The organism is Pseudomonas canadensis (genome assembly GCF_000503215.1).
GTDB lineage: Bacteria > Pseudomonadota > Gammaproteobacteria > Pseudomonadales > Pseudomonadaceae > Aquipseudomonas > Aquipseudomonas canadensis.
This window is the reverse complement of record NZ_AYTD01000014.1, coordinates 118,549-130,400: the sequence shown is the minus strand read 5'-3', so window position 1 is coordinate 130,400 and position 11,852 is coordinate 118,549. Positions and strand designations below refer to the sequence as shown.

Here is an 11,852-nt window from a genome sequence, read left to right as displayed (position 1 = left end):
CGCGCTCCTCAAGCTTCAGCGTTGGCTTTGATCAGGCGGTCGTACGCATCCTGATCCAACAGCTTAGCCACTGCACTGGCATCAGCGGGTTTAAAGCGGAAGAACCAACCTTCGCCCATCGGGTCTTCGTTGACCAGCTCCGGGCTGCCATCCAATTTGTCGTTCACTTCAAGGACTTCACCGTCCAAAGGCATGTACACGCCGCTAGCCGCTTTGACCGACTCAACGGTGGACGCCTCGGCACCCTTGTCATAGGCCTGCAACTCCGGCAGTTGCACGAAAACCACATCACCCAGCGCGTTCTGCGCGAAAGCGGTGATACCCACGGTGACGCTGCCATCGGCTTCGGCGCGCAGCCATTCGTGATCTTCAGTGAAACGCAACTCGCTCATGGAAACTCCTCGGGGCCAGATTCGTCTGGTGGACGGGATTGGAATAATGGGGAGTTGCTTAGCAATATCGCGGCCAAGGTTGTTAAGTCGTTATAAATCAACGAGTTAAATAAAACGGTTATGACGATATGCCGATTCGCTGTAGCGATTTCGCTACACTCGGGCGTCTGAAAAAAAGCCTATGTGGATCAAAGCCTTGCATGGCGCGCAAAAAACAAGGTTGTAGCGAAATCGTTCCACTGTAGCGCTTTCAGTACACTGGATGTCGTTCCTGGACCAAACTTAACGCTCGAATTGCAATTCCTGTGGGAGCTCGGCTTCAGGGCTTATTTGGAATGCCGTATTTGCGCAGGCGATGGGCGATGGCCGTGTGCGAGGTCTGCAAGCGGCTAGCCAGTTGGCGCGTGGAGGGGTAGTGGGCGTAGAGCTTTTCCAGCAGGCTGCGTTCGAAATCTTCCATGGCCTGTTCCAGGCTGTCGACTTCGCCGTCGCCCTGGCGCGCCATCGAGGTGCCGGCAATGTCCAGGTCGCCGATGTCCACCAGGCTGCTTTCGCAAATGGCGGCGGCACGGAAGATCACGTTCTGCAGTTGACGCACGTTGCCCGGCCAGCGGTTGCCCAGCAGCGCAGGGTAAGTGCCGGGTGCCAGGCGGCACACCGGGCGCTGGATCTGGGCGCAGGCCTGCTGCATGAAGTAACGCGCCAGTAAGAGGATGTCCTGGCCGCGTTCGCGCAGCGGCGGCACTTCGACGTTCAGCACGTTGAGGCGGTAGAACAGGTCCTCGCGGAAGGTGCCCTCGCTGACCATTTTTTCCAGGTCGCGATGGGTGGCGCTGAGGATGCGCACATTGACCTTCACTTCACGGTCCCCGCCCACGCGCCGGAAGCTGCCGTCGTTGAGAAACCGCAGCAGCTTGGCCTGCAAGTACGGCGACATCTCACCGATCTCATCCAGAAACACCGTGCCCTGGTTGGCCAGCTCCATCAGCCCCGGCTTGCCACCGCGTTGTGCGCCGGTAAAGGCGCCTGGCGCATAACCGAACAACTCACTTTCCGCGAGGTTTTCCGGCAGCGCCGCGCAGTTCAACGCCAGGAAGGGTGCACTGTGGCGCGCGCTGATCGCATGGCAGGCACGCGCCACCAGCTCTTTGCCGGTGCCGGTTTCGCCCTGGATCAACAACGGTGCATCCAACGCCGCCACCCGCTGCGCGCGGGCCTTTAGCGTGCGGATGACCGGGGATTCACCGAGCAGCGCGTCAAACCCTTCGGCATGGTCATGGTGCAGCGCCGACAGTTGTTCGCCGATGCGATTGGGCTGATAGAGGGTGAGCAGGGCGCCGGCGTCGGTGATCGGCGTGGCGTCCAACAGCAGGGTCTGACCGTTGACGCTGATCTCGCGCAGCGGCAAGCGGAAGCCTTGCTCCAGCAGGGTGTCGAGTAGCTTCGGGTCATTGAACAGCTCGCTGATGCTTTCGCCGGCTGGCTCACGCCCATACAGGGCGATCAGCGCCGGGTTGGCCAGCAGGATCTTGCCCGCACTGTCCAGCGCCAGTACCGGGTCGGTCATGGCGGCCAGCAGGGCGTCGAGTTGCAGGTGGCGGCGTTGGCCGGGGAGGATGTCCACCACGGTGACGGCCTGTACGCCGTGCACGCTGAAAAGGGCGTCGCGCAGTTCTTCAAGCACCTCGGCGCTGAGGGTCGGTGCGTCGATGTAGACATTGGGCGGCACCATCTCCACCGCATCCAGGTTGAGATTGCGCCCACCGAGCAGGGCCAGGACTTCCTGGGTGATGCCGACGCGGTCGATGAAGCTGACGTGGATACGCATGGGACGCTAACAATTCTGGGGAGCGAGAGGCGGCAAGTATGCCAGAGGTGAAAACTGTAGGAGCGAGCTTGCTCGCGAAAAACGTCAACGATAACGCGGGTTGCTTGAATGCACGCGTTGATCTTGCGTTCTTCGCGAGCAAGCTCGCTCCTACAGGGGGGCGGTTATTCCAGGTGTTCGGGCTTGACCGGATCGCCTGCCTTCACATCCAGTTGACGCCGTACATCCTCGAACATCTGGTCGTACTGCTTGTGCATCGAGCCGTTCAACACGGCAATCTTCGGCATGCCGTATTTCTGCGCGATGTTCATCGCATGCCGGGCAAAGTCGAACGCCTGGTCCTTGGGCAGGAAAAACTCCTCCTTAAGGTCCTTGCCCTGCACCGAGCCATGGAGCTTGAACAGCATCCCCTTGCCTTCCTTGGGATCCTGGCTGACTTCGTAGTCGATGCACAGGTTGTAGCTGTAGTCATCCTTGTTCAGCGCGTGACGTTCAACGTGCAGGTGACCCGGTTCAAAGGTGGCCATAGGCGTCTCTCCTCTACTTCACAGATAGGTGATGCCAGGTGTTGCCGTGCTGATGCGCGTACCGGCGCTGCCCTGGACGATGGCTTCGATGTCCGAGAGTGAACCGATGACGGCGGTTTTGCCAGTCTGGCGGGCGAACTCGCAGGCGGCTTGTACCTTGGGGCCCATGGAACCGGCGGCGAAGCCGAGTTTTTCCATGTCGTCCGGGTGGGCTTGGCCGATGGCTTTTTGGGTGGGTTTGCCGAAATCGATAAAAGCGGCGTTGACGTCGGTGGCGATCACCAGCAAATCGGCTTTCAATTGTGAAGCCAGCAGCGACGAACACAGATCCTTGTCGATCACGGCTTCAATGCCGCGCAGCTTGCCGTCCTCGCCGTACATCGTCGGAATGCCGCCGCCGCCGGCACAAATCACGATACTGCCTTTGTCCAGCAGCCACGTGATCGGGCGAATTTCAAAGATGCGTTTGGGCCGTGGGCTGGCGACGACGCGGCGGTACTTGTCGCCATCCGGGGCAATGGCCCAGCCTTTTTCGGCGGCGAGTTTTTCCGCTTCGGCTTTGGAGTACACCGGGCCGATGGGCTTGGTAGGGTTCTGGAAGGCCGGGTCCTTGGCGTCCACTTCGACTTGGGTGAGCAGGGTGGCGAACGGCACTTCGAAGTCCAGCAGGTTGCCCAGTTCCTGTTCGATGATGTAGCCGATCATGCCTTCGGTCTCGGCGCCGAGCACGTCCAGTGGGTACGGCGACACCTGGGTGTAGGCCGCCGCCTGCAACGACAGCAGGCCGACTTGCGGACCATTACCGTGAGCGATCACCAGCTGGTTGCCGGCATGGATCTTGGCGATCTGTTCGGTGGCGATGCGGATATTGGCGCGTTGGTTGTCCGCCGTCATGGGTTCACCACGGCGGAGCAGGGCGTTGCCGCCCAGGGCTACGACGATGCGCATACAGAATGTCCTTCTAGAAAGCTCATGAACAACACGGTCCATGTAGGAGCCGGCTTGCCGGCGATAGTGCCTGTACCTCCAACAGGGATGTCGGCAGGTACATGGCTATCGCTGGCAAGCCAGCTCCTACAGAATATCCGTCAGATATCTGCGAGTGCCGACACCAGAATCGCCTTGATGGTATGCATGCGGTTCTCCGCCTGCTCAAACGCGATGTTGGCCGGCGACTCGAACACGTCCTCGGTCACTTCCACGCCATTGGCCAGGTTTGGATAACGCGCGGCGATGTCCTTGCCCACCTTGGTTTCGCTGTTGTGGAACGCCGGCAGGCAGTGCATGAACTTCACGCGCGGGTTGCCCGAGGCTTTCATCATCTTGGCGTTGACTTGGTACGGCAGCAGTTGCTCGATGCGCTCGTCCCACGCTTCCACCGGCTCGCCCATGGACACCCAGATATCGGTGTGGATGAAGTCCACGCCTTTCACCGCTTCCTTCGGGTCTTCGGTGATGGTGATACGCGCGCCGCTTTCTTCGGCAAACGCCTGGCATTGCTTGATGAAATCTTCGTGCGGCCACAGGGCTTTCGGCGCGCCGATGCGCACGTCCATGCCCAGCTTGGCGCCGATCATCAGCAGCGAGTTGCCCATGTTGTAGCGTGCGTCACCCAGGTAGGCGTAACTGATGTCATGCAGCGGTTTGTCGCTGTGCTCGCGCATCGTCAGGGTGTCGGCGATCATTTGGGTGGGGTGGAATTCAGCAGTGAGGCCGTTGAACACCGGCACACCGGCGAACTTGGCCAGCTCCTCGACGATTTCCTGTTCGAAGCCACGGTACTCGATGGCGTCGAACATCCGGCCCAATACGCGGGCGGTGTCTTTCATGCTTTCCTTGTGGCCGATCTGCGACGACACCGGGTCGATGTAGGTGACGTGGGCGCCCTGGTCATGGGCCGCGACTTCGAAGGCGCAGCGGGTGCGGGTCGAGGTTTTTTCGAAGATCAGCGCGATGTTCTTGCCCTTCAGGTGCGGACGCTCGGTGCCGGTGTATTTGGCGCGCTTGAGGTCGCGGGACAGGTCCAGCAGGTAGTGCAGCTCGCGGGTGGTGTGGTGCATCAGTGACAGCAGGCTGCGGTTGCGCATGTTGAAAGCCATGATGGATCTCCTTCTGTTTAGGTTATCCCCCTGGCCGGCGCCTTATGGGCGACGGCCAAGGCCTGGAAATTAATAGTCGATAGGGTCGCGGATGATCGGGCAGGTCATGCAGTGGCCGCCGCCACGGCCCCGGCCGAGTTCGCCGGCGCTGATGGTGATGACTTCCACACCAGCCTTGCGCAGCAGGGTGTTGGTGTAGGTGTTGCGGTCGTAACCGATCACCACGCCAGGCTCCACCGCCACCACGTTGTTGCCGTCGTCCCACTGCTCGCGTTCGGCGGCGAAGCTGTTGCCGCCGGTTTCGACGACGCGCAGCGCCTTGAGGTTGAGGGCTGCGGCGACGGTGTCGAGGAAGTTGGTTTTCTCGCGCTGGATGTCGATGCCGTGTGGCTTGCTTTCGTCCGGGCGCAGGGTGAACGGCACGATCTGGTTGACCACTTCGGGGAAGATGGTGACCAGGTCGCGGTCGCAGAAACTGAACACGGTGTCCAGGTGCATCGCCGCGCGGGATTTCGGCAGGCCGGCCACGATGACTTTCTCCACCGCCTTGTTCTTGAACAGGTTGCGCGCCAGTTGGCCGATCGCCTGGTGGGACGAACGCTCGCCCATGCCGATCAGGACTACGCCGTTGCCGATGGGCATCACGTCGCCGCCTTCCAGCGTGGAAGCGCCGTGTTCCTGATCCGGGTCGCCGTACCAGATCTGGAAGTCGGCGTTGGTGAACTCCGGGTGGAACTTGTAGATGGCCGAGGCCAGCAGGGTTTCCTGGCGTCGTGCCGGCCAGTACATCGGGTTCAGCGTGACGCCGCCGTAGATCCAGCAGGTGGTGTCACGGGTGAACTGGGTGTTGGGCAGTGGCGGCAAGATGAAGCTGGAATGCCCGAGGAAGTCGCGGAACATCTCGATGGTCTTGCCACCGAAGCTGCTCGGCAGGTCATCGGCCGACACGCCACCAATCAGGAATTCGCTGATTTTGCGCGGCTCCAGGCTGCGCAGCCACGAGCTCACTTCATCGACCAGGCCCAGGCCCACGGTGTTGGCGGTGATCTTGCGCTCCAGGATCCAGTCCAGCGCTTCGGGGATGGCGACGATGTCGGTGAGCAGGTTGTGCATTTCCAGCACATCAATATCCCGCTCGCGCATCTTGGTCACAAAGTCGAAATGGTCGCGCTTGGCCTGGGCCACCCACAGCACGTCATCGAACAGCAGTTCATCGCAGTTGTTGGGGGTCAGCCGCTGGTGGGCCAAGCCTGGGGAGCACACCATGACTTTGCGCAGTTTGCCGGCTTCGGAATGTACGCCGTACTTCACTTTTTCCGTGGTCATTACAGATCCTCCAGTGAACAAAAGATTCAGGTGTTACAGGGTCAGGAAGCCGTCGTAGAGCCCATAGGCCGCCACCAGGGCGCCAATGACCACTGCGGCGAAAATCAGCTTCTCGACGTTGGTGAAAATCGGTTTGCCCAGTTCATGCTTGGCCTTGGCGAACAGAATCGCGCCGGGCGCATAGAGCAGGGCGGAGAGCAGCAGGTATTTGGTGCCGCCGGCATACAGCAGCCAGATCGCGTAGATCAGGGCGATGGCGCCGATGAACAGGTCTTTCTTGCGCTCTTTCAGCGCGTTTTCGTAGGTCTCGCCGCGCACCGCCAGTAACAGGGCGTAGGCCGCCGACCACAGGTAAGGCACCAGGATCATCGAGGTGGCGAGGTAGATCAGCGACAGGTAAGTGCTGGCGGAAAACAGCGTGATCACCAGGAACAGTTGCACCATGGCGTTGGTCAGCCACAGAGCGTTGACTGGCACATGGTTGGCATTCTCCCTACGCAGGAACTCCGGCATGGTGTGGTCCTTGGCGGCAGCGAACATGATCTCCGCACACAGCAACACCCACGACAGCAGCGCTCCCAACAGCGAGATGATCAGGCCGACGCTGATCAGCACCGCGCCCCAGTGGCCCACCACGTGTTCCAACACGGCGGCCATCGATGGGTTTTGCAGCTTGGCCAGTTCGGGTTGGGTCATGATGCCCAGGGACAGCACGTTCACCAGCATCAGGAACAACAGCACGGTGATAAAACCGATCACTGTGGCCTTGCCCACGTCGGAGCGTTTTTCCGCACGGGACGAGAAGATGCTCGCGCCTTCGATGCCGATGAACACCCAGACGGTGACCAGCATCATGTTGCGCACTTGGTTCATCACACTGCCCAGGTCCGGGTTTTTCACGCCCCAGATGTCAGCGGTGAAGATATCCAGCTTGAACGCAAACAGCGCGATCAACACGAACAGCACCAGTGGCACGACCTTGGCGACGGTGGTCACCAGGTTGATGAATGCCGCTTCCTTGATGCCGCGCAGCACCAGGAAATGCACGGCCCACAGCAGCACCGACGCACCGATCACTGCAGCAGGTGTATTTCCCTCTCCAAATAGCGGGAAGAAGTAACCGAGGGTGCTGAACAGCAACACGAAATAACCGACGTTGCCCAGCCAGGCGCTGATCCAGTAGCCCCAGGCTGAAGAGAAGCCCATGTAGTCGCCGAAGCCGGCCTTGGCGTAGGCATACACGCCGCCGTCGAGGTCGGGCTTGCGGTTGGCGAGGGTCTGGAACACAAACGCGAGGGTCAACATGCCGATGGCGGTAATCACCCAACCAATCAACACGGCGCCGACATCGGCACTGGCGGCCATATTTTGCGGCAGTGAGAAGATCCCGCCGCCAATCATTGAGCCGACGACAAGTGCAACCAGTGCGCCCAATCGAAGTTTTCCGGGAGATTCAGACATCGCATAACTCCAATGCAGGAGAAGAGAGACCACAGAATAAATCCGTGCGCTAATCAAACAGCTGACTCAGATCACTTCATTGGCACATTCCATTGTGAATTAATGACTTAGGGTGCAAAGCCGTGGGCAATAGTTTTCCTCGCAAAGGTGCTTTCCAGAGCGGTCCCTGCGGTATTGGTCAATCATTTAGTGCTACGTGTGGACGTTTTAAGCTAGTCCGTTTTTCCGAATGTGCAAACTTTTCATACAGGCGACAATAAGTAGCCAATACACGACAAAGTAGTTGCCGTATTTAAATTCTAAATAAGCCTAAACCCTATAAACTGTCATGCCCTCGGGTTATTAGCGCCGTGTTTTATCGCGGTCTCTAATAAACGCTACACTCGCTGGGTTAATTAGTTGAGTGCACAGTTGTCAGCTAAAAGCGTTTTATTCATTCAGGAGTGTTCATGTCCCAACCCGCCCAGAAACTTCGGCTCAGTGCCCTGATCGCCCTGGTAGTGGGGTCGATGATCGGCGGGGGGATTTTCTCGTTGCCGCAGAATATGGCCGCTCGCGCCGAGGTGGGCGCCGTGCTGATCGGTTGGGCGATCACCGCCGTGGGTATGTTGACCCTGGCCTTCGTGTTCCAGACCCTGGCCAACCGCAAGCCTGAATTGGATTCGGGCGTGTATGCCTATGCCAAGGCCGGCTTCGGCGACTACATGGGCTTCTCGTCGGCCTGGGGTTACTGGATCAGCGCCTGGATGGGCAACGTGGGTTACTTCGTGTTGCTGTTCAGCACCCTCGGTTATTTTTTTCCGATATTCGGTCAGGGCAACACGCCGGTGGCTATCGGCTGCGCGTCCTTGCTGCTGTGGGCCGTGCATTTTCTGGTGCTGCGTGGGATCAAGGAGGCCGCGTTTATCAATCAGATCACCACCGTGGCCAAGATCGTGCCGCTGCTGATGTTTATCGTGATTGCCGGCGTGGCATTCAAGGCAGAAATCTTCACCCGAGATATCTGGGGCGCGGGCAACCCGACTATCGGCAGCGTGGTGGACCAGGTGCGCAACATGATGCTGGTCACCGTGTTTGTGTTTATCGGCATCGAGGGCGCCAGCGTGTACTCGGCGCGCGCCGAGAAACGCTCGGACGTGGGCCGCGCCACGGTCATCGGTTTTCTGGGCGTGCTGGCACTGCTGGTGCTGGTGAATGTGTTGTCCCTGGGGATCATGAGTCAGCCGGAACTTGCGCACTTGCAGAACCCGTCCCTGGCAGGTGTGCTCGAACACATCGTCGGCCCCTGGGGCGCGATGGCGATCAGCATCGGCCTGGCGGTCTCGTTGCTCGGCGCCTTGCTGTCCTGGGCGTTGCTCTGTGCGGAAATCCTCTACGCCACGGCCCAGGACAAGACCATGCCGGCCTTCCTGAAAAAGGAAAACGTCAACCAGGTGCCGGTCAATGCGCTGTGGCTGACTAATGTGATGATCCAGGTCTTCCTGGTGATCACGCTGTTTTCCCACAGCACCTACACCACCCTGATCTACTTGGCTTCCTCGATGATTCTGGTGCCTTACCTGTGGTCGGCCGCCTATGCGGTGCTGTTGAGCGGGCGCGGCGAAACGTATGAAGGCGCCCACGGCCAGCGCATGAAGGACCTGCTGGTGGGCCTGATTGCCCTCAGCTACGCCGTATGGCTGCTCTACGCCGGGGGCTTGAAATACCTGCTGCTGTCGGCGCTGTTGTATGCGCCGGGTGTGATCCTGTTTGCCCTCGCCAAGCGTGAGCAGGGCCAACCCTTGTTTACCCACATGGAAAAAGGCATTTTCAGCTGCGTGATCGCCGGCGCGGGGCTGGCGGCGTATGGGTTGTACAGCGGGGTGTTGTCGTTGTGAGACTGGCGTATCAGCCACCCTACGACTGGGCGGCAATGGTGGGGTTTCTGTCGGCGCGGGCGATCGGCGGGATGGAGACGGTCGAGGCGGGGGTGTACCGGCGCAGTATCAGCCTCGGCGGGCAGCACGGCTGGATCAGCGTGGCGATGGGGGATGGCGATTGGCTAGACGTGGAGGTGGGTTTTCCAGACCCGGCGGCGTTGCCTGAGATCGAACGGCGTCTGCGCACGATGTTCGATCTGGATGCCCAGCCCCAGTTGATCAACCCGCAACTGGCGACGGACCCATTGATGGCGCAACTGGTCGCAGCGCGTCCGGGCTTGCGTGTGCCGGGCACCTGGGATGGTCTGGAGCTGGCGATTCGCGCGGTGCTCGGCCAGCAAATCACCGTGGTCGCCGCGATTCGTCTGGCGGGCAAGTTGGTGGCGCACTACGGTCAGCCGTTGGCAACGCCGCATGTCGGTATCACCCATGTGTTCCCCGCCGCTGAGGTGTTGGCGGCGGCGGACCTGGCGACGCTGGGCATGCCCAAGGCGCGTGGGCGGACCTTGTCGGGCGTGGCCCAGGCGTTGCTGGATGATCCCCGATTGTTCGAACCCCAGGCCAGCCTCAAGGCTGGTGTGGCACGGTTGGTGGCGTTGCCGGGGATTGGCGATTGGACCGCGCAGTACATCGCCATGCGCCAGATGCGCGAGGCGGATGCGTTTGCGTCGGGGGATATCGGGTTGATCAATGCGTTGGTGGCATTGGAAGGTGGGCCGGTTTCGGCGCGGCAGTTGTTGGCGCGGGCCGAGGCTTGGCGCCCGCTCCGGGCGTATGCGGCGCAGCATTTGTGGGCGTCGCTGCAGCGGGCGGATTAAGAGTGCCTGTACTGGCCTCTTCGCGAGCAAGCCCGCTCCCACATTCGACCGCATTCCATGGAGGTATTCGGTCAAAATATGGGAGCGGGCTTGCTCGCGAATGCGGACTCAAGGTCACCACTGAGGCCGGTGTGAACCCAATTCCCCAGCCGGCAAATCCCACTGCAACGGCGTGCCGCTGATAGCGACCGGTGGCAACAATCGATGTGCCTGGCCCCAGGCTGTCTGCTCCGCCAACAGGCCTTGATCTGCTGGCTCTTCGGCGCGCAACGCTGGCTGCTCCGGCACCTGTCCCGCCTCTACCAGCAACTTCGCCGTACGCGCCAATGATAACCACGCCGAACCACCCCGCCCGGTTTTCACCCGTTCACTGAATGCCTGGATCGCACTGGCCGCCATCAAATACCCGGTCGCGTGATCCAGCGCCTGCAACGGCAGGGGCACCGGTTTGTCCGTCTGTTTCCAGGCCATGCCAGCGGCGGCGATTCCGCTGCTCATCTGCACCAGGCTGTCGAAACCACGACGGTTGCGCCACGGGCCGCTCCAACCATAGGCGTTGAGGCTCACGTCGATCAGGCCGGGGGCCAGGGTTTGCAGTCCATCGGCGGTGTAACCCAGCTGTTCCAGGGCATCGGCGCGGTAGCCGTGGAACAGGATGTCGGCTTCCTTGAGCAGGCCTTCGAAAACCTGCCGGCCTTCCGGGCTTTTCAAATCCAGGCGGGCGCAGCGTTTGCCCAGGGTCATTTCCGGTACTACGCCGGGCTCATTCCAGGTGGGTGAATCGATGCGCAGCACGTCAGCGCCCAGGCCTGCGAGAAAGCGGCTGGCCACCGGGCCGGCCAACACGCGGGTCAGGTCCAATACCTTGAGGCCCGCCAGTGGCCGCGCAACCGAGCCGAGCCAGGGCTTGTGGGTGGTGGTTGCAAAGGTCTGGCGCTGCACCAGCTCCTCAGCATTCACTGCCAGCCCTTGGGGATGTGCCTGCCAGGCTTGCCAGTCACGCATCTGCGCGGCGCAACCCCCTTCATCGACAAGCGCCTGCTCCAGCTCGGCGGCGTTCCATTTGGCGACCTTGACGGCCATTTCGGCCCGCTCGGTCACCTTGCCCAGCACACGCTCAGCCGCCGCGCGGTGGTGGGGCGCATTGGTGTGCAGTCGAATCCAGCCATCGGCGCTGGCATAGTCGCCGGCCACCGGGTCCCACAGCGGTGGTGTTTCCCAGCCTACCGGGCGGATCGAAGAAGAAAACCAGAAGGAGGCTAGGCGCCGGTCCACAATGACGCTGGGCAGGCGCCCGGTCTGTTGCTGGATCAGTTGCGCCACCGCCTGGCCGGCAGCGCCGATGCTGGCGCTGGCCAGCTCAGTGACGGCGAAGGTCGAGGGCAGGGCGCCGGCTTCGGTAAAGGTCAGTGGTGTTTGTGGTAGAGCGAGTGCGGCTTGGATGGGAGTCAGCAGGTCAGTCATCAAAGGCCCTCCGTAAGA

10 protein-coding genes are annotated in these 11,852 nt (G+C 60.9%); 2 read left to right on the top strand and 8 right to left on the bottom strand.

Features of this window, described 5'->3' with window-relative positions:
- Positions 1–8 precede the first annotated feature (8 nt).
- From gcvH to arcD (U367_RS0115685), 7 genes are all read right to left on the bottom strand, one after another.
- Positions 9–392 (bottom strand): glycine cleavage system protein GcvH, encoded by a 384-nt coding sequence (gene gcvH, locus U367_RS0115715; RefSeq protein WP_015885597.1) that lies wholly within the window; start codon positions 390–392, stop codon positions 9–11.
- Positions 393–711: 319 nt separating this feature from the next.
- Positions 712–2,220 carry a sigma-54-dependent transcriptional regulator gene (locus U367_RS0115710; RefSeq protein ID WP_028617733.1) on the bottom strand — a complete coding sequence of 503 codons (1,509 nt, stop codon included), beginning with the start codon at positions 2,218–2,220 and terminating at the stop codon, positions 712–714.
- Between the two features lie 164 nt (positions 2,221–2,384).
- Positions 2,385–2,747, bottom strand: a complete 363-nt coding sequence (locus U367_RS0115705; protein ID WP_028617732.1) for a DUF5064 family protein — start codon at positions 2,745–2,747, stop codon at positions 2,385–2,387.
- Between the two features lie 18 nt (positions 2,748–2,765).
- Positions 2,766–3,695, bottom strand: coding sequence for a carbamate kinase (gene arcC, locus U367_RS0115700; RefSeq protein ID WP_028617731.1), 930 nt, complete (start codon positions 3,693–3,695; stop codon positions 2,766–2,768).
- A gap of 140 nt (positions 3,696–3,835) precedes the next feature.
- Positions 3,836–4,846 carry an ornithine carbamoyltransferase gene (locus tag U367_RS0115695; protein WP_016973242.1) on the bottom strand — a complete coding sequence of 337 codons (1,011 nt, stop codon included), beginning with the start codon at positions 4,844–4,846 and terminating at the stop codon, positions 3,836–3,838.
- A gap of 69 nt (positions 4,847–4,915) precedes the next feature.
- Entirely contained in the window at positions 4,916–6,172 is a 1,257-nt protein-coding gene (arcA, locus tag U367_RS0115690; protein ID WP_028617730.1) for an arginine deiminase, read from the bottom strand.
- Between the two features lie 33 nt (positions 6,173–6,205).
- Positions 6,206–7,633 (bottom strand): arginine-ornithine antiporter, encoded by a 1,428-nt coding sequence (gene arcD / locus U367_RS0115685; RefSeq protein WP_028617729.1) that lies wholly within the window; start codon positions 7,631–7,633, stop codon positions 6,206–6,208.
- Between the two features lie 449 nt (positions 7,634–8,082).
- Between arcD (U367_RS0115685) and arcD (U367_RS0115680) the strand changes: the two genes are divergently transcribed.
- Together arcD (U367_RS0115680) and U367_RS0115675 are read left to right on the top strand one after the other, a co-directional pair.
- Entirely contained in the window at positions 8,083–9,510 is a 1,428-nt protein-coding gene (gene arcD, locus U367_RS0115680; RefSeq protein WP_028617728.1) for an arginine-ornithine antiporter, read from the top strand.
- Positions 9,507–10,370 carry a DNA-3-methyladenine glycosylase family protein gene (locus U367_RS0115675; RefSeq protein WP_028617727.1) on the top strand — a complete coding sequence of 288 codons (864 nt, stop codon included), beginning with the start codon at positions 9,507–9,509 and terminating at the stop codon, positions 10,368–10,370. The genes arcD (U367_RS0115680) and U367_RS0115675 overlap by 4 nt, the downstream gene beginning before the upstream one ends.
- 114 nt (positions 10,371–10,484) lie before the next feature.
- Here the strand turns inward: U367_RS0115675 and U367_RS0115670 are convergent, their stop codons facing one another.
- On the bottom strand, positions 10,485–11,834 hold the full coding sequence (locus U367_RS0115670) for a CoA transferase (RefSeq protein ID WP_028617726.1): 1,350 nt from the start codon (positions 11,832–11,834) through the stop codon (positions 10,485–10,487).
- Positions 11,835–11,852 lie beyond the last annotated feature (18 nt).

Bases quoted from the DNA above. Each gene is read 5' to 3' on its own strand.
- gcvH (WP_015885597.1), bottom strand. From the start codon at position 392: ATGAGCGAGTTGCGTTTCACTGAAGATCACGAATGGCTGCGCGCCGAA.
- U367_RS0115710 (WP_028617733.1), bottom strand. From the start codon at position 2,220: ATGCGTATCCACGTCAGCTTCATCGACCGCGTCGGCATCACCCAGGAA.
- U367_RS0115705 (WP_028617732.1), bottom strand. From the start codon at position 2,747: ATGGCCACCTTTGAACCGGGTCACCTGCACGTTGAACGTCACGCGCTG.
- arcC (WP_028617731.1), bottom strand. From the start codon at position 3,695: ATGCGCATCGTCGTAGCCCTGGGCGGCAACGCCCTGCTCCGCCGTGGT.
- U367_RS0115695 (WP_016973242.1), bottom strand. From the start codon at position 4,846: ATGGCTTTCAACATGCGCAACCGCAGCCTGCTGTCACTGATGCACCAC.
- arcA (WP_028617730.1), bottom strand. From the start codon at position 6,172: ATGACCACGGAAAAAGTGAAGTACGGCGTACATTCCGAAGCCGGCAAA.
- arcD (WP_028617729.1), bottom strand. From the start codon at position 7,633: ATGTCTGAATCTCCCGGAAAACTTCGATTGGGCGCACTGGTTGCACTT.
- arcD (WP_028617728.1), top strand. From the start codon at position 8,083: ATGTCCCAACCCGCCCAGAAACTTCGGCTCAGTGCCCTGATCGCCCTG.
- U367_RS0115670 (WP_028617726.1), bottom strand. From the start codon at position 11,834: ATGACTGACCTGCTGACTCCCATCCAAGCCGCACTCGCTCTACCACAA.